Source organism: Lacinutrix salivirga (assembly GCF_053604675.1).
On the sequence record NZ_JBSHNP010000141.1, the window covers coordinates 326,455 to 348,959 of the forward strand.

General features: G+C 31.7%; 27 protein-coding genes. 10 read left to right on the forward strand and 17 right to left on the reverse strand.

Going from position 1 to position 22,505, the window contains the following annotated elements:
• Window positions 1–76 precede the first annotated feature (76 nt).
• Window positions 77–790, forward strand: a complete 714-nt coding sequence (locus ACVC5O_RS15350) for a TonB family protein (protein ID WP_452222351.1) — start codon at window positions 77–79, stop codon at window positions 788–790.
• Here ACVC5O_RS15350 and ACVC5O_RS15355 read toward each other — a convergent pair.
• Complete coding sequence (locus tag ACVC5O_RS15355; RefSeq protein WP_452222352.1) at window positions 783–1,397, reverse strand: thioredoxin family protein; 615 nt, start codon at window positions 1,395–1,397, stop codon at window positions 783–785. The two genes, ACVC5O_RS15350 and ACVC5O_RS15355, sit on opposite strands and share 8 nt — an antisense overlap.
• Window positions 1,398–1,477: 80 nt before the next feature.
• Between ACVC5O_RS15355 and ACVC5O_RS15360 the strand changes: the two genes are divergently transcribed.
• Complete coding sequence (locus tag ACVC5O_RS15360; protein ID WP_452222353.1) at window positions 1,478–2,041, forward strand: DNA-3-methyladenine glycosylase I; 564 nt, start codon at window positions 1,478–1,480, stop codon at window positions 2,039–2,041.
• 224 nt (window positions 2,042–2,265) lie between these two features.
• Here ACVC5O_RS15360 and aat read toward each other — a convergent pair whose 3' ends face one another.
• The 3 genes from aat to ACVC5O_RS15375 form a co-directional block, all read right to left on the reverse strand.
• Window positions 2,266–2,889 (reverse strand): leucyl/phenylalanyl-tRNA--protein transferase, encoded by a 624-nt coding sequence (gene aat / locus ACVC5O_RS15365; RefSeq protein ID WP_452222354.1) that lies wholly within the window; start codon window positions 2,887–2,889, stop codon window positions 2,266–2,268.
• Window positions 2,890–2,977: 88 nt separating this feature from the next.
• On the reverse strand, window positions 2,978–3,352 hold the full coding sequence (locus tag ACVC5O_RS15370; RefSeq protein ID WP_452222355.1) for a DUF3127 domain-containing protein: 375 nt from the start codon (window positions 3,350–3,352) through the stop codon (window positions 2,978–2,980).
• A 46-nt stretch (window positions 3,353–3,398) separates the two neighbouring features.
• On the reverse strand, window positions 3,399–4,253 hold the full coding sequence (locus ACVC5O_RS15375) for a flavin reductase family protein (protein ID WP_452222356.1): 855 nt from the start codon (window positions 4,251–4,253) through the stop codon (window positions 3,399–3,401).
• Between the two features lie 127 nt (window positions 4,254–4,380).
• On the opposite strand from ACVC5O_RS15375, the gene ACVC5O_RS15380 reads away from it, so the two are divergent.
• Window positions 4,381–5,526: a sensor histidine kinase gene (locus ACVC5O_RS15380; RefSeq protein WP_452222357.1), complete on the forward strand. Its 1,146-nt coding sequence runs from the start codon at window positions 4,381–4,383 to the stop codon at window positions 5,524–5,526.
• 24 nt (window positions 5,527–5,550) lie between these two features.
• Window positions 5,551–5,895, forward strand: a complete 345-nt coding sequence (locus ACVC5O_RS15385; RefSeq protein ID WP_452222358.1) for a hypothetical protein — start codon at window positions 5,551–5,553, stop codon at window positions 5,893–5,895.
• An 83-nt stretch (window positions 5,896–5,978) separates the two neighbouring features.
• On the opposite strand, the gene ACVC5O_RS15390 is transcribed toward ACVC5O_RS15385, so the two are convergent.
• Together ACVC5O_RS15390 and greA are read right to left on the reverse strand one after the other, a co-directional pair.
• Window positions 5,979–6,368, reverse strand: a complete 390-nt coding sequence (locus ACVC5O_RS15390) for an HIT family protein (RefSeq protein ID WP_452222359.1) — start codon at window positions 6,366–6,368, stop codon at window positions 5,979–5,981.
• 115 nt (window positions 6,369–6,483) lie between these two features.
• A complete protein-coding gene (gene greA, locus ACVC5O_RS15395) occupies window positions 6,484–6,957 on the reverse strand; it encodes a transcription elongation factor GreA (protein ID WP_452222360.1) in 474 nt (157 codons plus the stop codon).
• A 147-nt stretch (window positions 6,958–7,104) separates the two neighbouring features.
• Here greA and ACVC5O_RS15400 point away from each other — a divergent pair, with 147 nt between their 5' ends.
• Window positions 7,105–7,554, forward strand: a complete 450-nt coding sequence (locus tag ACVC5O_RS15400) for a hypothetical protein (protein ID WP_452222361.1) — start codon at window positions 7,105–7,107, stop codon at window positions 7,552–7,554.
• A gap of 57 nt (window positions 7,555–7,611) precedes the next feature.
• Here ACVC5O_RS15400 and ACVC5O_RS15405 read toward each other — a convergent pair whose 3' ends face one another.
• The 8 genes from ACVC5O_RS15405 to ACVC5O_RS15440 all read right to left on the reverse strand — a co-directional run bounded on the left by ACVC5O_RS15405 (window position 7,612) and on the right by ACVC5O_RS15440 (window position 15,462).
• On the reverse strand, window positions 7,612–9,873 hold the full coding sequence (locus ACVC5O_RS15405) for a TonB-dependent receptor (protein ID WP_452222362.1): 2,262 nt from the start codon (window positions 9,871–9,873) through the stop codon (window positions 7,612–7,614).
• Between the two features lie 434 nt (window positions 9,874–10,307).
• Window positions 10,308–10,793 (reverse strand): hypothetical protein, encoded by a 486-nt coding sequence (locus ACVC5O_RS15410; RefSeq protein WP_452222363.1) that lies wholly within the window; start codon window positions 10,791–10,793, stop codon window positions 10,308–10,310.
• Between the two features lie 116 nt (window positions 10,794–10,909).
• Window positions 10,910–11,311 carry an alternative ribosome rescue aminoacyl-tRNA hydrolase ArfB gene (gene arfB, locus ACVC5O_RS15415; protein WP_452222364.1) on the reverse strand — a complete coding sequence of 134 codons (402 nt, stop codon included), beginning with the start codon at window positions 11,309–11,311 and terminating at the stop codon, window positions 10,910–10,912.
• 3 nt (window positions 11,312–11,314) lie between these two features.
• Window positions 11,315–12,868: a DUF4301 family protein gene (locus ACVC5O_RS15420; protein ID WP_452222365.1), complete on the reverse strand. Its 1,554-nt coding sequence runs from the start codon at window positions 12,866–12,868 to the stop codon at window positions 11,315–11,317.
• Entirely contained in the window at window positions 12,865–13,434 is a 570-nt protein-coding gene (locus ACVC5O_RS15425) for an AAA family ATPase (RefSeq protein ID WP_452222366.1), read from the reverse strand. The genes ACVC5O_RS15420 and ACVC5O_RS15425 overlap by 4 nt, the downstream gene beginning before the upstream one ends.
• A complete protein-coding gene (gene pnuC / locus ACVC5O_RS15430; RefSeq protein WP_452222367.1) occupies window positions 13,395–14,105 on the reverse strand; it encodes a nicotinamide riboside transporter PnuC in 711 nt (236 codons plus the stop codon). The genes ACVC5O_RS15425 and pnuC overlap by 40 nt, the downstream gene beginning before the upstream one ends.
• On the reverse strand, window positions 14,102–14,833 hold the full coding sequence (locus ACVC5O_RS15435; protein WP_452222368.1) for a phosphoglycerol geranylgeranyltransferase: 732 nt from the start codon (window positions 14,831–14,833) through the stop codon (window positions 14,102–14,104). The genes pnuC and ACVC5O_RS15435 overlap by 4 nt, the downstream gene beginning before the upstream one ends.
• The gene (locus ACVC5O_RS15440; protein ID WP_452222369.1) at window positions 14,830–15,462 is read right to left on the reverse strand and encodes a 4'-phosphopantetheinyl transferase family protein; all 633 of its coding nucleotides are present in this window, start codon (window positions 15,460–15,462) and stop codon (window positions 14,830–14,832) included. Before ACVC5O_RS15440 ends, ACVC5O_RS15435 begins: the two co-directional genes overlap by 4 nt.
• A 134-nt stretch (window positions 15,463–15,596) precedes the next feature.
• On the opposite strand from ACVC5O_RS15440, the gene ahcY reads away from it, so the two are divergent.
• The 4 genes from ahcY to ACVC5O_RS15460 all read left to right on the forward strand — a co-directional run bounded on the left by ahcY (window position 15,597) and on the right by ACVC5O_RS15460 (window position 19,266).
• Window positions 15,597–16,913, forward strand: coding sequence for an adenosylhomocysteinase (gene ahcY, locus ACVC5O_RS15445; RefSeq protein WP_452222370.1), 1,317 nt, complete (start codon window positions 15,597–15,599; stop codon window positions 16,911–16,913).
• Between the two features lie 115 nt (window positions 16,914–17,028).
• Window positions 17,029–17,493, forward strand: a complete 465-nt coding sequence (locus ACVC5O_RS15450; protein WP_452222371.1) for a DUF1569 domain-containing protein — start codon at window positions 17,029–17,031, stop codon at window positions 17,491–17,493.
• 88 nt (window positions 17,494–17,581) lie between these two features.
• Window positions 17,582–17,998, forward strand: coding sequence for a S24 family peptidase (locus ACVC5O_RS15455; protein WP_452222372.1), 417 nt, complete (start codon window positions 17,582–17,584; stop codon window positions 17,996–17,998).
• Entirely contained in the window at window positions 17,995–19,266 is a 1,272-nt protein-coding gene (locus ACVC5O_RS15460) for a Y-family DNA polymerase (protein ID WP_452222373.1), read from the forward strand. The genes ACVC5O_RS15455 and ACVC5O_RS15460 overlap by 4 nt, the downstream gene beginning before the upstream one ends.
• Window positions 19,267–19,320: 54 nt before the next feature.
• Here the strand turns inward: ACVC5O_RS15460 and rpmA are convergent, their stop codons facing one another.
• The 3 genes from rpmA to ACVC5O_RS15475 form a co-directional block, all read right to left on the reverse strand.
• Window positions 19,321–19,581 (reverse strand): 50S ribosomal protein L27, encoded by a 261-nt coding sequence (rpmA, locus tag ACVC5O_RS15465; protein WP_013869859.1) that lies wholly within the window; start codon window positions 19,579–19,581, stop codon window positions 19,321–19,323.
• Between the two features lie 40 nt (window positions 19,582–19,621).
• The gene (rplU, locus tag ACVC5O_RS15470) at window positions 19,622–20,332 is read right to left on the reverse strand and encodes a 50S ribosomal protein L21 (protein WP_452222374.1); all 711 of its coding nucleotides are present in this window, start codon (window positions 20,330–20,332) and stop codon (window positions 19,622–19,624) included.
• A 199-nt stretch (window positions 20,333–20,531) separates the two neighbouring features.
• Window positions 20,532–20,987: a DUF4199 domain-containing protein gene (locus ACVC5O_RS15475; RefSeq protein WP_452222375.1), complete on the reverse strand. Its 456-nt coding sequence runs from the start codon at window positions 20,985–20,987 to the stop codon at window positions 20,532–20,534.
• Between the two features lie 183 nt (window positions 20,988–21,170).
• On the opposite strand from ACVC5O_RS15475, the gene ACVC5O_RS15480 reads away from it, so the two are divergent.
• The gene (locus ACVC5O_RS15480) at window positions 21,171–22,493 is read left to right on the forward strand and encodes a M16 family metallopeptidase (protein ID WP_452222376.1); all 1,323 of its coding nucleotides are present in this window, start codon (window positions 21,171–21,173) and stop codon (window positions 22,491–22,493) included.
• Window positions 22,494–22,505: the final 12 nt, after the last annotated feature.

Genomic DNA, 22,505 nt, shown 5'->3' on the forward strand with positions numbered 1-22,505 from the left:
TAAAATCTTTTTAAATAGTTTTAACGTATTTTTAAATATATTAATGTCCCAAACCACGTTATATTATTAACCTATTATGCCTTTAAGCAATTCTCATAAAGCACTTATTATTACATTTCTACTAGTAGGAACAGTGTTGCTTATGGTTTTAAATCTATCAATAAATAAAACACAAGCTGCATTAGTGGAAGAAACTTTTTATGACCTAGAAAAGATTGACGATATTGCAGAAAAAGAACCTCTGGAAGTTGATAATAAATCCATTTCTACAAACAAAGCCTATAATGCTACAAAACGCTATAAACCTTTTTCTGAAGCCTACCAAATAATTGAACCACCAGAAGATTTTAAGCCAAATATAGCTACAGAACAATCAAATTCTGACCATGAAAATAATAGTGAAAGTGATGGAGAATCAACAATTGCAGATAATGAAATAACCACGTTTAAAAGTGTAAATAGCATTTTAAGCAAACGCTCGCAAAACATTAAATCCTCTACTCCAAATGAAGATGCAGCAAACACAAATAGTTCGATTTACTATTCTTTAAAAAACCGAACACATATCTATTTGCCAATTCCTGTGTATTTATGTGACGAAACTGGTAAGATTGTAATTAATATTACAGTTAATGAAAGCGGCAAAGTTATAAATGCTTATTATAATAATAGCTCTACATCCAAAAACGAATGCTTAAAAGATCATGCTTTAGAGTATGCCAAACAAGCACGTTTTAATACCTCTAGCAAAAAGAAACAACTAGGTTCTATTACTTTTCTTTTTAAATAATAGACACTAAATCATTAAGCGCAGTTTGTCCTTTATCTTTATTATACCAATGCTGTAAATCTTCCTTAAACTCTGGCGTTAAACTGCCATGTTTTTCCTTATAGTCGTTTACTAATTTTGTTGCAGTACTTGGTCTTGGACCATAAGTTGTTACAACTTGCTTAGTCTCATTATCTACAACAATTAACTTAGGTATTGCGCGTCCTCCATTGGTTAAAAAGGCATCCATAAGCGCTTCGTTTTCGTCTCTTAAAACTACTTTTAAATTTATGCCTTTATTTAATTCTGCTACTTTATTAATTACAGGCATAACATGTGCTGCATCTCCACACCAACTCTCGGTTATTACAATCCAAGTTTGGTTTAACGGTTTAGTTTCAACCTCATTTTTTATACTCTCGCTAACTTTAACGGTTTTATCCCAACGCTTCATGCGCTTATCGTTAAGCAGTGTATAATTTGCTAAGGCTTCGGTTTTCTCATTGCCTGTATTTGAATTTTCACTAACTAAATTTGAAACTAGTAAGCGATAATTGCCATAAGTCATACTTTTACTTAAGCTTTGAGAGATTAGGCTTTCTATATTTAAGTCTTTAATTGTTTCCATAAGGTAAAAGTATAGATTTTTTTAGTTGTTTAATGTTACTCTTGTTACATTAGTAGCTTTAAAACAAATTCCTTACAATTATGAAAAAACACAGATGTGGTTGGTGCGTTGGTGATGATTTATATGAAGCATATCACGACCAAGAATGGGGAAAACCAGTATATGATGATGCTACTTTATTCGAATTTTTAATTCTTGAAACCTTTCAGGCTGGTTTAAGTTGGATTACTGTTTTACGTAAGCGCGAAAATTTTAAAAAAGCTTTAGATCATTTCGATTATAAGAAAATTGCTAGATACGACCAATCTAAAATGGATGGTTTATTACAAAACGAAGGAATAATTAGAAACAAATTAAAAGTAAAAGCCACTGTTAGCAATGCTGAAGCGTTTATGAAAGTCCAAAACGAATTTGGTACTTTTAGCAAATATATTTGGAGTTTTGTAGATGGAAAACCTATTAAAAACTCAATCGAATATTATAAAGATGCTCCTGCAAATACAGCTGTTAGTGATGCTATAAGTAAAGATTTAAAAAAGCGAGGCTTTAAATTTGTGGGTTCAACAGTAATGTATGCATTTATGCAAGCTGTAGGCATGGTGAACGATCATGAAGTTGGTTGTTTTAGGTATAATGAAGTGTAGTTTTTCTCATTACACTAAATTTTTATTGAGTTGTGAGTTCTCACTGTGTTCGAATTTACAAAGTATTATTGTTAGGCATTGTCAGTTCAAGTAAAATTCTTTTGTCAGAATTTTGTGTCGAGAACATTCAAAAGTTACTAGTAAAACTTTCAGTACAATTTAGTTTTGTTGATTTAAAAACTTTCAAGCTTCAAAAGCTCTCAAATTAACAAGGATTAAAACTTTTAAAGAAACTCTAAAAATGCTTCTCTAGAAATGTCTTTTGCTCCCAAACGTTCTAAATGGTTGGTATATACTTGGCAATCAAAAAGTGTATAATCTGTATTTTGAATAAAGGTAATAAAGCCAGCTTTACTGGCATTACTCTCTTTGGCAAACATGCTTTCGCCACAAAACACGCCATTACCTAAATCTACACCATACAAACCGCCAACAAGTGTTTTGTCTCTCCAAACCTCAACAGATTTAGCATAGCCTTTTTTATGTAATTCACAATAGGCTTCAATCATATTTTTAGTAATCCATGTACCAGATTGACCTTCGCGTTTTGCTTTTGCGCACTCTGTAATTACTGCTTTAAAATTTTTATTAATTGTTATGTCGTAATCGCACTTTTTAAGAAATTGCTTCATACTTTTAGAGACTTTTAATTCCTCTGGAAACAAAACAAAACGTGGATCTGGTGACCACCATAAAATCACTTCGTCTTCGTTAAACCAAGGAAAAATTCCGCTTTTATAAGCAAGTAATAATCGCTCTACAGATAAATCGCCTCCATAGGCAAGTAAGCCCTCTTCATTAGCTAAATTAACCTCTGGGAATACTATATTTTGATTTAGAATGTGCATTGCTTTATTTTACTAAAATAAAAAAACCTCAATGATAATTAACATTGAGGTTATATTTATGATTCCTGCTTTTGCAGTAATAAAAGCATTAGAACGGTAAATCGTCGTGCTCCTCTTCTTTTACATCTTTTGCTGGCTCAAAAGCTGCTGCTGGTGGCACTTCTGGCATTCCTGCTGGTGCTGCACCTTGTGTTGCTTCAATTCTCCAACCTTGTATAGAGTTAAAATATTTTGTTTCTCCTTGTGGATTAACCCATTCTCTACCACGTAAGTTGATGTTTACTTTTACATCTTGTCCTACTTGGTAATTGTTAAGTAAATCTACTTTATCTTGAACAAACTCCACAAGTATGTGTTGTGGATACTGCTCTTCAGTAGTCACTACCAATTCTCTTTTTCTAAAACCGTTACTCCCAAATGTTTGAGTTTCTCCAATTAATTTTACTTTTCCTTGTACTTCCATTGTCTATATAATTATTTAAATATTCGTCTATTTTTTAAATGCTATGTTACGATAATAACATATTCCACGCACTTTCTACATCTCCAAAACTAAGAAATTTTTTCGCTTGCTTATGCTTTTCTTCTAAAGAAAATGTTTTAGTATTATGTTTTATTGCAAAAGTATTTATTGTCTCTGCATTTGGCAAAGCTTCTACATTACCTAAAAGGCCTAAGTCGTTACCAGATAACACAGTGCTATTTTTAATTATTTTTGGCAAAGCATCGACTCCAATTCCTAAAGTAGAGAGTGGTTTTGGGATTTCAAAAAATCCTGTTTTCGCTCTACTGTAATAACTGCCTCCTGCTCGTGCTACCAAATCTAATTTTTCTTGGTCTATGCTTCCGTTTTCATCTAAAACAGTGGGATTTATATGTAATTTAACCACTTCGCAAATCACTAAATTTCCTGCTCCTCCTTCATTTCCTAAACTAACCACTTCATTTACTTTACATTCTAATTGCACAGGAGATTCTGCTACTCTAAAAGGTTTAACTTCATCACTTTTAAGCATGGTTAAACCTGCTTTTTCAAATTCGTTTACACCTTCTGGATATTCTGTACTACTTAATGACATTTGTTGTACAATGCCGTAATTAACCACATTTATAACCACTTCTTTAGTCTCTAAAACATTTTCTAAAGTATGTTTAGTAGTATTATTTCTTACGCGACGCGCTGGCGAAAAAATAAGAATTGGAGGATTGGCACTAAACACATTAAAGAAGCTAAAAGGTGATAAGTTTGGTCGTCCTTGAGCATCCATCGTACTCGCAAAAGCAATAGGTCTTGGTGCAACTGCACTTAACAAGTAGCCATGTAATTTAGCTGTTGTAAGGTCTTTTGGGTGAAACGATTTCATTATTAAAATTGATTAATTTTTGACAAATGTAACTATTCTATTAGTGACCAAAAAGCGAATTGAATTTATGATATACAATATTATTAACAGTTTTGCATTATATTAACAGTTCTAAAAAAAGAGTTGAATGTTTTCAAAAAACAGAAATACAGTTAGGTGGATTATTATTGGTGTTTCCTTTATTATTATCTCTTTAATTTTGTGGAATACTTACACGTTTTTTCAGCAATTTAAAGCAGAGGAACGTGCTAAAATGGAAAATTGGTCCTTTGCAGAAACCGAACTTATTAAAAGTGACACAGATGTTAATTTAGATTTAATACTTAAAATAATTGAGAGTAATAAATCTACACCAATGTTAGTTATAAATAGTGATGGTGGACTTGCAACTTCTAATAACATTGATGAGAAAAAATTAGAGAACGAAAATTATGTAAAAAAATTAATTTCTCAATTTAAATCTGAAAACACACCAATTGATATTCATTATAAAGATGAAGTATATCAAACGTTATACTACGGAAACTCGCCTCTTTTAAATAAACTTAAATACTATCCTTTAGCATTACTACTTATTATTTTCTTGTTTGGGACAGTAATTTATTTCTTTTATCGAAGCTCTAAAATTGCAACGCAAAATAAACTTTGGTCTGGTATGGCTAAAGAAACTGCTCACCAAATTGGCACACCTTTATCGTCTTTAATTGGCTGGAATGAAATTTTGAAAACAGAAAATGTAAATCCAGAATACATTAAAGAAATAGAAAAAGATATTAGCAGATTGCAAACCATTACAGAACGTTTTAGCAAAATTGGATCTCTACCAAAATTAGATAAAACAGATATTGTAAAAGAAACATTAGAGACTTACAGTTACCTTAAAGCACGATCGTCCAAATTGGTTGAATTTGAACTTACGCTACCCGAAAATGAAATTTTTGTTAACTTAAATCCTCAATTGTATAGCTGGACGATAGAGAATTTGGTTAAAAATGGTATTGATGCCATGAAAGGAAAAGGTAAGTTAAACTTAGAAATTAAACAGTTAGAAAAAGAGGTTTATGTTTTAGTTACTGACACAGGTAAAGGACTACCAAAAAATAAATATAATACTATTTTTGAGCCTGGCTATACTAGTAAAAAAAGAGGTTGGGGCTTAGGACTCTCGCTTGTTAAACGTATTATTGAAGATTTCCATAATGGAAAAGTAAAAGTATTAAAATCGGAAATTGACAAAGGAACCACTATGCAAATGACTTTAAAATCGTTATAATTGTACTATCGCTATTAACACCATATGTCTGAAAAACTAATAACTATAAAAGAAGTTTCCCTAAACAATAACTGTCCTGAGTGTTTTAACACCAACGGATTGGAATTGACGTTTAAACAAAAGTTTGTTGAAACTTTATGGATGAAACGAGTGACTCAAGACACCATTTACGAATTGCACTGCAACACCTGTAACACTGCTATTTATCCTGTACGATGGACTGATGATATTGAACGTGTTTTTGAATATCAACAACGAGCGTTTACTCCAAAAAAAAGTAGTACTAAATTAAAAAAAGCGAGTTGGATATTAATTGTTACTATAGTTATTTTAATAGTTACACTAACTACTCTTGTAATTGTTAAATGATTTTTTAATAAGAAATTTTAAAACAAAAGAGGTCTCGACTGCGCTCGACCAGAAATTAATATTTAACCTTAAATTTATATTAATTATAAAGCGTTGGAAATAGCTTTTGCAGTGTCCTCAAATTCTTGAGGAGTTAAGGTTGTTTTATTAATAAAACGAGCATCTTCCATTGTATTTAAAGGGATTAAATGCACATGTACATGTGGCACTTCTAATCCTATAACCGACATTCCAACACGCTTGCAAGGCACTGCTTTTTCTAAAGCAAGAGCTACTGTTCTGGAAAAAGCCATTAAGCCAGTATAAGTTGTTTCGTCCAAATCAAAAATTTTATCAACTTCTTTTTTAGGAATACAAAGCGTATGACCTTTTGCATTTGGATTAACATCCAAAAACGCTAAAAAATCTTCAGTTTCTGCAACCTTATAACTTGGAATTTCGCCATTAACTATTTTTGTAAAAATTGATGCCATAATTTTGTTTAAAAATTAAAGATAAAAAAAGATTCCTGCTAAACTTATTAAATTAAGTTAAAACAGGAATTTATGAAAGCTCTCAACTACGCTAAAGTTGAGACTTAAGGTTAATTTATCTGGAAATTTCAATAATATCAAATTTCATAATACCACTTGGCACTTGGATTTCGGCAACATCACCAACAGATTTTCCTAATAGTCCTTTTCCAATTGGTGAATTTACAGAAATTTTACCTGAAGCTAAATCTGCTTCTCCATCTGCAACCAAAGTATATTTCATTTCCATACCATTGGTTTGGTTTTTTATTTTCACTTTAGAAAGCACTAAAATTTTAGAGGTATCCATTTGAGATTCATCGATAACACGTGCTCCAGCCAATTGATCTTCTAGTTTAGAAATTCGCATTTCTAGCATACCTTGTGCCTCTTTAGCTGCATCGTACTCTGCATTTTCACTTAAATCGCCTTTATCTCTTGCTTCTGCAATTGCTTTGGACGCTTTTACACGCTCTACATCTTTTAATTGCCTAAGTTCGTCTCTTAACTTTTTTAAGCCTTCAGCTGTATAATAAGATACTTTACTCATAACTTTTTCGTTTAATAAATAAAACATGCCGAAAATTTATTCAGCATAAAAAAAATCTCGCAACAACGAGATTTGTAGTACAAATATACAAAATATTTAATTCAACACTGTTTTTGTTGTAAATTTGAATCCATTAAAAAGAAAACTATGAATTATCGTTTTTTAACCATATTATTTGTTTTTATTCTTTGCGCTTGTAATAAGAATGACGACGATAACAGAAACAGAAACAATAACTTACCAAATGCTGTTTTTGATACTGGTGGACAAATAAATTTGGACTTACCACAATATAATAACCTTAAATTTCCTGGTGGTGTTTTGGTGCTTGGTAACTTTGGTTTAAACGGAATTATTATTTATTACGAAGGTGGAACAAACTACAGAGCTTACGAGCTTAGTGACCCAAACCATCCCTTAAGCGATTGCTCTAATTTAACAGTTGAGTCTGCCATTGCAACCTGTAGTTGCGACGATGGCAACAGCTACCAAGTTGCTGGTTTAGGATTGCCTGTAACAGGCACTACTGGACAGTTTGGACTGTTATCTTACTTTGTGGAATTTAACGGAAACAATGTAAGGGTTTATAATAATTAAAAAACCCATTCTAAACCTTTTTTATTGAGAAAGATTTAGAATGAGTATTGTATAATTCTAAAATTTCAACGTCATTCCTAATAAAAAATTTGTTGTTGCTTGCGGATAGTAAAAATTCTCCGTTACAGGAGCATCGTTTGAGTTTTCTGGTCTGTAGAAATAACTAAACGTATAACCATTAGACACGTATTTTTCATTTAAAATATTATTAACCAGAAGATTAAATGCAATTTCTTTAATCCAATTAGGTTGTACCTTATACGAGAGGTTTAAATTATTTACAAAATAAGCCTCAATACGCTTACTATCGCTAGAGGTATTGTCTAAAAACTGTTTTCCAACATACTTAGATAATAGTGAAATGCTTCCGTTTTTTATAGGCGAATACGTTATGGAACTCCCATAAATTACATTTGGCGAAAATGAAATGTCTGTGTCTTTATAAGTCGTAACAACTGGCTCGTAGGATACGGTTTCAAAAGTATCTGGATTGTACTGCGTATCGTAAACCAAATAATCAAATTCCTTTATTTTATTTTTACTAAAGGTTGCATTGGCATCGATTCTAAATTTCTTTGAAAATTGATAACCTGCTTGCAACTCAATTCCTGCTCTGTAACTCTTTGCAACGTTTTGCCTAATCGCATCTCCAACATCGTCTAAATCTCCTGTGAGAACCAACTGGTCTTTATAATTCATATAATACAAATTTGCAGTGGCGTAATAGTTGCTCTTTTTTAACTTATAACCAAATTCGAAATCGTGTAATTGCTCCGATTTTGGTGTGATTGGGTTTTTAGTTAAATCGTCTCGATTTGGCTCTCTATTTCCTACAGCATACGACCCATAAATAGAATTGTAATTGTCTATTCTGTAGGTTAATCCAAACTTAGGGTTAAAAAAATTGTAGTTTTTATCTACATCAATACCCAGTAAATCGGAACTTGTACCTTTAGTCTCATAATTAACCACTCTGTATTGTAAATCTAATAACGCAAAGAGATTAGAATTAATGTTATACTCTGCTTTTGCATAGGTATTAAAGTCTGTTTTTTTTCCATTACTGAAATAATATTGACTATTTATAGGAATTTCAGTTTCGAAAGAATCCCAAATTACGTTTCCAAAATGATCGCCATTATAATTAGTGTAACCTCCTCCTAAATAAAGGTTTAGCGCTTCTTTTTTATAATTTAATGAATATACAACAGCAGTAAATTCGTTATCTAACCAACGACGTCTAATAACATCACCTTCGTTTGAAGCATTAGCGTTATTAGGAAAGTAATCTCCTAATTCTTCATCATCTTTAAACTGCTCAAAATAGCCTTTTCCTCTTGTAAAGTTTCCAGATATATTTGCAGAAAAATTACTGTTAAATTGATGTGATGCATGTAATTGATAATGCGTTTGCTCATAATTATCGACTTGGTTATCGTAGGTGTAAAAATTATATGTTCGTCCGGAATTTAGTAAGTTCTGTGCTTCTTCTTCCGACGAAAAATTTCGATCTATGAATGCCTGTATTCCTGCTTGGTCTCCATTTACAACCGCTTCTGGAGTACCATACCAAGATTGGTACGTTATTTCTTTACCTCCAAATACTATTGCTTTAATCGAAGTGGTTTCATTTAAAAAACCAGCTTCTGTATAAAAAGATTTTAGATCTGCCGACGCTCTATCGATATAACCATCACTTTGTATTTTAGACAGGCGACCTTCTGCATAAAAGTTATTTTTAATACCAGAACCTATACTAATATTGTGTTTTCTAGTTCCAAAACTTCCAATAGCATTTGTGGTTGTGGCATATCCTTTTTCTGAAGGGTTTAGCGTTTTTAAATTTAAACTGGCTCCGAAAGCACCAGATCCATTAGTGGAAGTTCCTACGCCACGTTGTAACTGGATATCCTCTACAGAGGACACAAAATCTGGCATATTTACCCAAAATGTGCCTTGACTTTCGGAGTCGTTATAAGGAATCCCGTTAATAGTTACATTTACTCGCGTAGCATCACTACCTCTAACTCTTATACCTGTGTAACCTACTCCTGCTCCTGCATCACTAGTGGTAACTACAGAAGTAAGTTGGTCTAATAAAATGGGTAGGTCTTGACCTAAATTGGTAGATTCCAACTCGGCTTTGGTAATGTTGGAAAAAGCAACTGGTGTTTTATCCTTTGCTCTGGTGCCTGAGAGTAGAACTTCTTCTAAACTTTGAATTTTTGTAGAGTCCTGTTGTTTAACAGGTTCGTTTTGTTGTGCTTGAGCACAGACTGTTAACACTAATAGTGTTAAAAAAAGAAAAGTGTTTTTCATTACGATTATGTTTTATAATCGAATAAAAAGAGGTCATTATTCTTTAATAATTAATAAATAAATTAAAACGAAAAGCGATTTATAATAGTTACAAAATTGTATTTCGCTTTTAAATTTCCCTAAACAGCATTACCTGTTCTAGGTTCGTTGGGTATGATCTCAGCCAAAAAGATTGAAGATTTTTGATTTTCGATTTTTGAAATAAGAACTCAATAATTCTTGTTTCTGCAATCTTTAATCAGCAATCGGTAATCTAAAAAGCACCCCTTTTTTGAGAACGTTGCAAAGATAAATTAGAATTTTGATATACTAATGAAGATTGTACTATTTTTATTTTTGAAATGAATTTTTTTAGAATAAGAACTTTACTTAAGTAATATTGCAATATCACGATAATACTTTGAATAAAATAAACAAACACTTAGAAAAATCTATTAGTTTTTAATTTCTCCTTTAAATAATTCTGCTAATTTTTTTCTGTTATTTTCGGTTTTCAATAAATTCTGCAACCACATTTGAGGTTGTTCTTTTGCACTTTTATACTCCTTGTTTTTATATTCTTTAAAATCAGGAAAATCAAACCAATTCTTTTTGTGAATATGTTGAAGTGAATAAACAGCCATTTCACCATTTGTTGCACCAAAAAACGGACAAGTATGAACTTTCGTTTTTGTTGTATCTGAAAGTTTGGTAATTAAAAAATCTGTTAGTTTTAATTTGTCAAAATTGACAAAATTTTTCCATTCAGCTTCACTAAAAAAAAGTGGTTTTTCACTAATTTTATGTTCCTTGTTTGATATATACTGCTCTCCACCTAAACAACCTCCTTTAATAAAAACTAAATTATTCCATGATTTAGTTAATGAATCTGTTTGAATGTTTTTAATAAATGAAGTATTTTGAATTTGACCAATTTCCATTTTTAAATTAGAGTTTGAATTGTTTTCACACGAATTCAAAATAAAAAATAAAAACAAAATGTTTAATGCGTATCTCATTTTAGAATATTTTCAATAGCTTTATAATAATACATTTACTAAACATCAGGCTTTTTCCTATTTGCCTTTTTCTCAGAATTTCTTTTCTTATTAGTCAATCTTTTTCGCACAACTGCCTTTGGGATAGTTGTTTCTATTCTTTCTTTGGGTATTACTAAAGCTTGCTCAATTGTGTCTAAAAAACGTTGTGTCACTATTTTTTTGTTTTTAAACTGACTTCTACTTTCTCCGCACTGTAAAATCAAAACATGACTATTAGTTAATCTACTAGAAAGATTAGAGATTATTAACTCCTTTTGCGTTTCACTTAAATGTATAGAATTTGCAACATCAAACTGTAACTCTACTTTAGAAGATACCTTGTTTACATGTTGTCCTCCACTGCCTGAGCTCCTGATTGCTTTATAACTAAGTTCTGATATGAGTAGCTGTAAATCCAAAAATTATTTTATTTGATGTGCTGCTTTTAATAAATCGTTTACAGTTTTTACAGGACTAAATGTTACTAAAGGAACTTCAACAAATAGTGTATTCCAATGTGCCATACTACCATTCCATAAGCCAGGAAGTTCAAGCGCTTTAAGATCCTTACCTACTTTAGTTTTCATGGTAATAAAACCTGTTTTATTATCAACAAACTTTTTTAAATCAAAGGCGTTTCCTTTGTAGTCTTTAATCCCACAAACAACATCTACAGGATTAAAATGGGTTGCATTTTTAAGGATGTCTTTTTGAACTCTGTTCTTTTTATCTATTTGCGCAGATTCTACAATTTGTAAAGACACTTTCCCACTTTCGTCTTTAACCCAAAAAGGGCCACCTCCTGGTTCGCCTTCGTTTTTAACCATTCCGCAAACACGTATTGGCCTGTTTAATTTATTCCTTAAATAAGTGATTTGGTGGTTTAAGGAGTATTTCTCAAATTCTGTAGAGATCTCACTATTCATTTTATTGGTTAAAAATTCTGCAATCGTAATCAATTCTTGTTCAGATATATTATTTTGATCCAACTGGCTTAAAAATTTAAACGCCTGCTCTTGGGTTTCTAGCAACAAGCCAGCTAACATTTTTTTATATTTAGCCACTTCCTCTTCATATTTATAAACCACTACATTGTCTATGTTTTTAATAAAAATGAGGTCTGCGTCCAAATCGTTTAAATTTTCCAATAAAGCACCATGACCAGAAGGTCTAAATACAAGGTTATTATTGTCGTCTCTAAACGGTTCGTTTTTTGTATTAAGCGCAATGGTATCTGTAGATTGCTTTTGAAAAGAAAATGTAATATCGAATTGCGTATTTGTTTTCTTCTCTATTATAGTTTCAATACGCTTAAATTCTTCATCAAAAATATTTTTATGCGCTTCAGAAATTGTAAAATGTAAATAGGCTTTATTATTGGAAGTCGCATAACGTACAGCTTCAAATAAATGCTCCTCGAATGCTGTAGAAATATGTTCTTTGTATTTATGAAAAGGAAATAATCCTTTAGGATAAAACCCATAATTTAATTGATCTTCCTCTAACATGGTTTTAATGAAGAGGTATTTTTGCTCATCATTATCTAAAGTCTCGAAATTGGGATGATCTTTTTTTAATTTTGAAATTACTTCGTTATAAAACGGAAATTTTTCTAACCCAATTAAAAACATGGATAACTCGGAGGCTTTATGTTTATTGATATAAGAATTAATACTCTCTTTATTAGGCTCAAACTCTTTAAGAAAATCGAATAGGAATTTAAACATACGCGTTGCTGCACCAGAAGCAGGCACAAACTTTAATAGCTTTAATGTGTCTCTTTTAGTGTTAAAAACACCGATATACTTGTTTATTTCTTCTTCAGAAAAACTATATATACCATTACCAATTGTAGCAGCTTCTTTTATATTAATAAATGGTAAACCTTGTTTAAAAAGCCTAATTTGCCTTTTAACTGTTTCTAGTGTTAATCCTTTATTTTCAATATATTGTATGTCGGTTTCTGTAAAACTCACTCTTTATTTTTTAATAACTTGTCAATATGCTTTGTTGCTGTTTCCAAACGCGTTTTTTTATCGCCTTTTAGCAACACATAAGGTCTTTTGTTTGTTTTTAAAGCAGATTCAAAAATTTTAAACATAGCCTCTCTCTCTTCTGGTTTATCTCTTAAATCATCTGCTTCCCAAGGCGTATCAATATACGTTAAAAAGTATAAATCGTAAGTATTCTCTAGCGCATATTTTTCTAGTATTGGATCACATGTTCCCGAGTAATAGGCTTCAGAATACACTTTGGTTTCTAACAAATCTGTATCGCAAATCAATACTGAATCTGTTTTCTGACTCAACTCATTTTCTAACTTCATCTGTCCTACTGCTATAGGCAATAAATCTTTAGGCTCACAAGTTTTACGCTCGTTATTCCATTTGTTTTGAAGGTATTCTCTAGCATATTCTGGTACCCAAACCGAATTATAATAACGTGCTAATTGTTTAGATAGTGTTGTTTTGCCTGTAGATTCAGGTCCAAACAAAACCACTTTTATACAATTGCTGTCTTTTTGTTTAAGCTTTTTTTCCATTGCTTATAAGCTAAAATTGCTAGTGTTAAAAATATTATATATTGAATGCCTGTAAAACCATAGCCTTTTACAAAATATAATGGAATAGAGGCTATATTTCCAATAATCCACAGTGTCCAGTTTTCTATTTTTTTAAGTGCCATTAACCACATTGCAGCAAAAAATATGCCTGTAGTAAATGTATCTATAAATGGTGTTGCCATCCTAAACTGCTCTAAATTACCAGAAGTTATATTTGTGACAGCATAATTAATACTCTCACTAAAATTTAATGTATTTGGCATTACATTATAATAGCGGTAAACTATAACAACAAATAGTGAGGTGAATAAAAATATACCTAAAGCCTTTAATTTATCGGTTGTATTGGTTCTAGAAATGGGTCTGTTATTTTTAGTATTATCATCAATGCGACTCCACATATACCATCCAAAAAGACTCATTAAGGTATAGTATATATTTATTATTAAATCACCATATAAATTCCATTGAGACAGTAAATACACATAAATCCCTGTACTTATAATCCCTGTTGGAAATACCCAAATGTTTTCTTTTTTAGCTAAATAAACACTTGCAACACCAAAAGAAGCGGCAATAAACTCTAGTATAATATTTAGAGTCGATGCTGTTTTATAAGGTTCTATAAAAAAATCTATTATTTGGTTCACTGGTTTTCTTTTTTCAATGCGTCTAAAAAAGACTCGTTTTCTTCAAAAGCTGTTCCAATCACTATTAAATCTGCTCCAGCTTTATAAGCCTCTTCAATTTGTAATTTATTTTTTATTCCGCCTCCAACTATTAAGGGAATATTTAACTCTTCTTTTACTTGGCTTATCATGTCTTTAGCTAATGGAAGTTTCGCTCCACTTCCTGCTTCAAGGTAAATTAATTTCATACCTAAAAGTTCGCCTGCTTTTGCAGTGTCTTTTGTTTTTTGAATAGCGTTTCGCGACAAAGGCTGAGTGTTTGTAACTTGTTGTACAGCGGTTTCTTTTCCGCTTTCAATTAATATATAACCTGTTGGTATAACTTCTAAATTGGTTGTTCTTAATTTAGAAATGGCTTCCACATGTTTACCTATTAAATAGTCTGGATTACGACCAGAAAGTAACGACAAAAACAATAAAGCATCTGCCTTTTCTGTGATTTGGGTAACATCTCCAGGAAATAATACAATAGGTAATTGAGTATGCTTTTTAAGTTCCTTAACAAGAGCATCAGTTAAAAACTCATCCACAATACTGCCTCCAACAAAAAGATGTGAGGCTACAGATTTATTTACTTTATCTATAAATTGCGATGTGTTTTTTAAATTGAATTTGTCAGGATCTAATAAAACCGCTAAATTTCTTTTTCCGTTAGATATAGAGGACAATATGTTTTTTTGAGTTTTCATTTAAAAGGAAAAGCATAAGCACAAGTAAATCCTTCGAATTCTAAAAACTCCGTATCGTAATCTTTTTTAAGACCTTTGTAGTCTATCCAAGCTTTAGTTTTTTGGTCTTGTAACATAAATGGAATGACTAAAAAATGTTCTCTAAATAACATACCAGGAGTGGCAAATAATTTATAAAGCGATTCTTTAATTCCCCAAATAACTGTGAGTTTATTAATATAATCCGAAGCCTTTCTGTCTAAATAATTAAACTCATAATCCACAAATTTTTTAGCAATTACAGCTATTTTCTCACGTTGTTTTTCAATATCAATACCAACTTCAACATCACTAATAATAACACCTGAGAATATAAAAGAATGTGTTATTGATATGTGTTTACCATCCTTTAAATGTGGTTTTCCATTAGCATCGTAATACAAATCTTGGTCTGTATAACCAAAAGCTCTTAAAAGGTGTCGCACACTTAAAAAGCCACGTTGGTGCAACTCACTTTTCATTCCTAAAACACGCTCTAAACTTTGTAGTTTTAAATCTAAAGGAGCAAATAAAGTACTGTAAGACTCTTCAATCTTCCAGATTTTAACAGTAGTTTGTGAGTTTACATTAATGGTTTTATAAAGAGGCATTTAATATTGTAAATGTTATTGATTATCTTTGCATCGCCTAAGGCAGATTTGGCATTATTTGATAAGCGAATTTAACCAATTAAGTGCTAAACCCAAAGGCGAATTATTATAATAAAATTTAAGAAAGAGAGAATATGAGCACAAAAACAATTGCCTACGTACCTAATAAGGTAAAAGATATGTCGCTTGCGGCTTGGGGAAGAAAAGAAATTAATTTAGCCGAAGCAGAAATGCCAGGTTTAATGAGCTTACGCGAAGAGTATAAAAACGAGCAACCTTTAAAAGGTGCACGTATTGCAGGATGTTTGCACATGACCATCCAAACAGCGGTTTTAATTGAAACGTTACAAGCTTTAGGTGCAGAAGTAACTTGGAGTTCTTGTAATATTTTCTCTACGCAAGATCAAGCTGCTGCTGCTATTGCAGATGCAGGAACTGCTGTGTATGCTTGGAAAGATATGACAGAAGAAGAGTTTGATTGGTGTATAGAACAAACTTTGTTTTTTGGTGAAGATAGAAAACCTTTAAATATGATTTTAGATGATGGTGGAGATTTAACCAATATGGTTTTAGATAAATACCCAGAATTATCCGAAGGTATTAAAGGTCTATCTGAAGAAACAACAACAGGAGTACACAGATTATATGAGCGTGTAAAAAACGGCACATTAACAATGCCAGCAATTAACGTTAACGATTCTGTAACTAAATCTAAGTTTGATAATAAATATGGTTGTAAAGAAAGTGCAGTAGATGCCATACGTCGTGCAACAGATATTATGTTAGCAGGAAAACGTGTAACTGTATGTGGATATGGTGATGTTGGTAAAGGTACTGCTGCCTCTTTTAAAGGCGCAGGATCTATTGTTACAGTAACAGAAATTGACCCAATTTGTGCTTTGCAAGCTGCAATGGACGGTTTTGAAGTGAAAAAACTAGAAACAGTTGTTGGAAATAGCGACATCGTGATTACAACAACTGGAAATAAAGATATTGTTCGTGCTGAACATTTTAAAGCGATGAAAGACAAAACCATAGTGTGTAACATTGGCCATTTTGACAATGAAATACAAATGGCTTGGCTAAATGATAATTTTGGTGATACTAAAGATACTATTAAGCCTCAAGTTGATAAATACACTATCAACGGAAAAGAAATTATTATTCTAGCCGAAGGACGTTTAGTTAACTTAGGTTGTGCAACAGGACACCCAAGTTTTGTAATGAGTAACTCTTTTACCAACCAAACTTTAGCGCAAATAGAGCTATGGAATAACGCTGAAGCTTATGGAAACGATGTGTACATGTTACCAAAACATTTAGACGAAAAAGTAGCGAAATTACACTTAGAGAAAATTGGTGTAGAGCTTACTGAATTAGCAGATTATCAAGCGGACTATATTGGTGTAAAAGTTGAAGGCCCTTATAAGCCAGAGCACTACAGATACTAATTGTCATTCAGAGCGCAAGCGAAGAATCTCAATAAAATAAATTACCATAAATCCTGAACATTCGTGTTTGGGATTTTTTTATTTAGTTAACTTCACCATCTACAAAACAAAACCCATGAGCTCACAAAAATTAAATAATCTTATTGCTAAACTACAATCTCACATAGACAACCACGACATTTCAAACCCAAAAGTATCTAAAAGTGATGTCGCTTGGCATATAGATCACAGTCTTAAGGTAATTAATAAAGTCTGTGAAACACTCCAAGCATCAAACCCAAAAGACTATAAAAACAATTTTAGTTTTTTAGGAAAAATATTCTTTACACTTGGCTTTTTTCCTCGCGGAAAAGCAAAAGCTCCAAAACACGTTATACCACCAGACACTATTTTAAAAGAAGATTTGATTTCGCAATTTGAGCAAGCAAAATCCAATAGTAATACTATAGCGAGTTTAGATAAAAATGCATTTTTTAAACATCCTTTCTTCGGAAATGTGAACACTCCAAGAATTTATAGGTTTTTGTATTTGCATACCAATCATCATTTGAAGATTATTAATGAAATTGTTGGAAGGTAGGTTTCAAAAATAGTGCAATCAACTCCAAAGCAGCCATACTTTTGTAGTAATACACGCAAACAATTGATTAAAATTTAAAATGTTAATTGTGAAAAATTATAATGGTTTCTTAGTATTTTTTGTAATTTTACAAAAAAATATACTATTGTCTCAAACATACCACATAAAGAAATCTTCTAAGAATCACAGAGTTACACGACCAACGCAAACTGGCTTTTCTAGTCCTGCTACGCATTATAGCGAACCCAGAATAGATTTAAATGATGCTTTAGTGAGCAACAGCTCTTCAACATTTTTTGTTAGAGTTATAGATAATGTATTTTCAGATTATGACATAACTAAAAACGATGTTCTCATCATAGACAAATCACTTACACCAAAGAAAGACCAACTGGTTTTAGCTAATGAAGACGGTTCGTTTTTAGTAAAAAAAATTGAAGACACAATAAAAAACGAACTTCAAATTTGGGGAGTTATTACTTATATTATAAAATCTACGCTATGATTGCCTTAATCGATTGCAATAGTTTTTATGCTTCATGTGAGCAAGTGTTTAGACCAGAATTAAAAAACAAACCTGTAGTCGTTCTAAGCAATAATGATGGTTGCATCATAGCTGCTAATAAAGAAGCTAAGGCGTTAACTCATATTCCTATGTTTCAACCTGTTTTTCAAATAAAGAAAATATTAGAAGAAAACAATGTGACTTGCTTTTCTTCTAATTACACGCTTTACAGCGATATGTCTAGACGAGTTATGGATACTTTAAAAGAATTTTCTCCAACAGTTGAAGAATACAGTATTGACGAAAGCTTCATAGATTTATCTCATTGCAATATTAATGAACTTAAAGAAGTTGCAATAAAAATTAAAAATACAGTTCATAGAAACACAGGAATTCCTGTAGGTGTAGGTATTGCCAAAACAAAATCATTATCAAAAATAGCTAATAAATTTGCTAAAAAAATCCCAGAAAACGACAATGTCTATGTTGTTGATTCCGAAGAAAAAAGACAATACTTACTCACAAATTGTAAAATTAAGGATATTTGGGGTGTTGGTAAAAAGCATGCTAAAAGAATTGAAAATACAGGCAAAACAAATGCATTAGAATTTGCTAATATGCCTGTAGAATGGGTAAGAAAAGAAATGACTGTTATTGGAGAGCGGTTATGGAGAGAATTAAACAATGTTCAATGTTTACAGCTAGAAACAGAAATCAAAGCAAAAAAAGGTATTGGCACAGCAAAATCGTTTGGATACAAACTAACAGATTATTGCCTTATTGAAGAAGCTTGTAGTTATTATGTTTCAGAAGTTGCAGATTTATTAAGACAACAAAATTCTGCTGCTTCTCAAATTGAAATATCTCTACAAACTAACTATCATAGCAGTACAGATAAACAGTATCATAATAAAATAGTTTTAACGCTTAGTCCTCCTACAAATAGTACAATTACACTTACTCAAAAAGCATTAGTTGGATTAAAAGCAATTTTTAAAGAGGGTTATCGCTATAAAAAAGTAGGTGTAAATCTATTTGGATTAGTTCCAGAAAACCAAATGCAAATGAGTTTGTTTAATACTTGTAGTAAAATTGAAAGTAAAAACATTACCAATGTCATTGATAACTTAAATAGCAAATACGGTAAAAACAAAGTAAAATTAGCTACAGTTGGAAATCGCGAAAAAGAATGGGCTTTAATAAAAGAACACCGAAGCCCAAGATTTACAACGCAATGGAACGAAATTTTAGAAATTGGTAGTACATAAAAAAACCCTTTCCAGTTTTGGAAAGGGTTTTTTATGTTTTAGAAATTAAAATTCTTAAGCCTCAAAAGGCTCTATAGAAACATAAGACTTATTGTCTTTTTTCTTTGTGAATTTTACTAAACCATCAACTTTAGCATGTAAAGTATGGTCTTTTCCTTGGTACACATTTTCACCTGGATGGTGTGTGTTACCACGTTGTCTTATGATAATGTTACCAGCAATAGCAGCTTGTCCACCAAAAATCTTAACACCTAAGCGTTTTGATTCTGATTCTCTACCATTCTTCGAACTACCAACTCCTTTTTTGTGAGCCATGATCTTAAGTTTTTATTTTGTTATACTTAAGTGGTTGCAATTAAGCTTTACCACCATCTAATTCGTCTTGCCATTTTTTAAGCTCGTCCCACTTACCATCAGCAGCCATTTTAGCTTGCGCTGGCCAAGTGTCTGTGACGTGATTTCCACGAACACCAGCAATGATTTCAGAAATTTTCTCTGATTTCGTTTTTGCCAATTCAGCAAAAGTTGAAATCCCTGCTTCTACTAACGTAGATGCAATTTTAGGACCAATACCTTCAATTTTCTTCAAATCGTCTGCTTTACCTGTTGCTTTTTTAGCCGCAGGCTTTTCAACAGCTTTTGCTTTAGGTTTAGCTTTTGCAGCAGCAGCTTTCGCTTCTACTTTAGGTTCTGCTTTTTTAGTTTCTTTTTTTGGAGCCGCTTTTTCAGCTTTCTTTTCAGATTTTTTTGCTCCTGAAGCTACAATGCTCTCAATTACGATTTCCGACAAGGCTTGTCTGTGACCGTTTTTAACACGGTAACCTTTTCTTCTTTTCTTTTTGAAAACAATAACTTTGTCACCCTGAAGGTGTCTTAAGACTTTTGCACTTACTTGTGCTCCGCCTATAGCTGGGGCGCCTAAAGTAATATTGTCACCATCTCCAATTAAAAGAACGTTATCGAAATCTACTTTCTTACCTTCTTCTGTTGCTAAACGGTTAACAAAAACTTTTTGGTCTTTTTCAACTTTAAATTGATGCCCTGCTATCTCTACAATTGCGTACATAGCGTAACGTTTTTATTAATTAATTTATGTAATAATTTTTGTTTTCCTTAGAAAACGGATGCAAATATACTTCTAATTAATTAATATACAAACGTTTTTAGCAGTGATTACGATATTTGAGAAGTAAATACTCTTAGTATTACTAAATATGTTTTCGTTTTAACAAAAAAATAATACACCAAAAGCTATAAAGCACTTATTATAGTTTGTTTGCAGGTATGTTCCTGCTTTTTTTAAATAATTGCATACAGGCTAAAGTTAATACAATTGTTGTAGCAAAACCCATTATTGCAACTACAAAAGTTACTGTAGAAACACCTACATCATAGCCATCTTTAAAAACAGTAAGTAATTTTGATAAAAACTCACTGTCTATTTCAGTTGCATAAAACAAAAAGAAAACAGTAAATATTAATGTAGCCATAAAACCAGCAACAATACCAACAGTAAATCCACCTGTATAAGAAAAATTCTCACCTTGTTCTAATTTGTAATATCGAATAGCCTCAAAAATACCAAAGCCAACTATCACACCATTAAACAAACTAAATAAAGGTGTAGTATGTTTATTAAATAAAGCAAGAATTAGAAAATATGCAATTAAAGAACCACTCATTGCTGCTCCAAAGCGTATTGGTAAAGAAAATTTCATCATAGTGGAAGGTTTTATTAGTTGATGCATAAATTTCGTAAAAAAAATGCTTAAATATTATAATTCAATGTTAATTTTTAACATTTACAGCGCTAAAAACCCATCTTATTAGTATTTTTGAGCTGCTTTGTAACAATTAAATTATTTTACAGACACATAAGCTAAACATTAATAAATAACTTAAACATGAAAAAAACTTTTTTCTCATTAACTGCCTTGTTATTAGCAGGTTTTACTGCTACTGCGCAAGAGGTTAAATTTGAAGAGTATGATTTAGATAACGGCATGCACGTTATTTTACATCAAGACAACTCTGCTCCAGTAGTAACAACATCAGTAATGTACCACGTTGGAGCTAAGGATGAACACCCAGAACGTACAGGTATGGCTCACTTTTTTGAGCATTTATTATTCGAAGGTACTAAAAATATTGGACGTGGAGAATGGTTTAACATTGTAAGCTCTAATGGAGGTAGTAACAATGCAAACACAACAGATGATAGAACGTATTATTACGAAGTTTTTCCTTCTAATAATTTAGAATTAGGATTATGGATGGAGTCTGAGCGTTTAATGCACCCAATTATTAATCAAATTGGTGTAGATACTCAAAACGAAGTTGTAAAAGAAGAAAAACGCTTACGTGTGGACAACCAACCTTATGGTAAATTTATAGAAAATGTTAAACTTAACATGTTTAAAAAACACCCTTATAAAGGAACTACCATTGGTAAAATGGCACATTTAGACGCAGCTTCTTTAGAAGAGTTTCAGGCCTTTAACAAAAAGTTTTACGTGCCTAACAATGCTGTATTAGTAGTTGCTGGAGATATCGATATCCCTTCAACAAAAAAAATGATTGAAGACTATTTTGGGCCTATTCCAAGAGGTGAAGATATTGTTAGAAACTTCCCTAAAGAAGATCCTATAACAGAAACTATTTACGCAAAAGCGTACGACTCTAACATACAAATTCCTGCAATTGTTGCAGCCTACAGAACTCCTGCCATGACAGAGAGAGATGCTTATGTATTAGATATGCTATCTAGCTATTTAAGTGATGGTAAAACCTCTAAATTATACAAAAAAATTGTTGACGATAAAAAAATGGCACTTCAAGTTGGTGCATTTAATCAAAGTCAAGAAGATTACGGAACTTACATTTTATATGGTTTACCATTAGGCGAAAATACTTTAGAAGGTTTACTTGCAGAAATTGATGAAGAAATCGTAAAAGTGCAAACAGAATTAATCTCAGAAAGAGATTTCCAAAAACTTCAAAATAAATTTGAAAATAGTTTTGTAAACTCTAATTCTAGTGTTTCTGGTATTGCTAACTCTTTGGCACGTTACTACATGCTTTATAAAGATGTAAACTTAATTAACACAGAAATTGATATTTACAGATCTATTACTAGAGAAGAAATACAAGCAGTTGCAAAAAAATATTTAAACCCTAATCAACGTCTTGTTTTAGAATATTTACCTGAAACAGAAGATAAGCAATAAACGATAAAATAT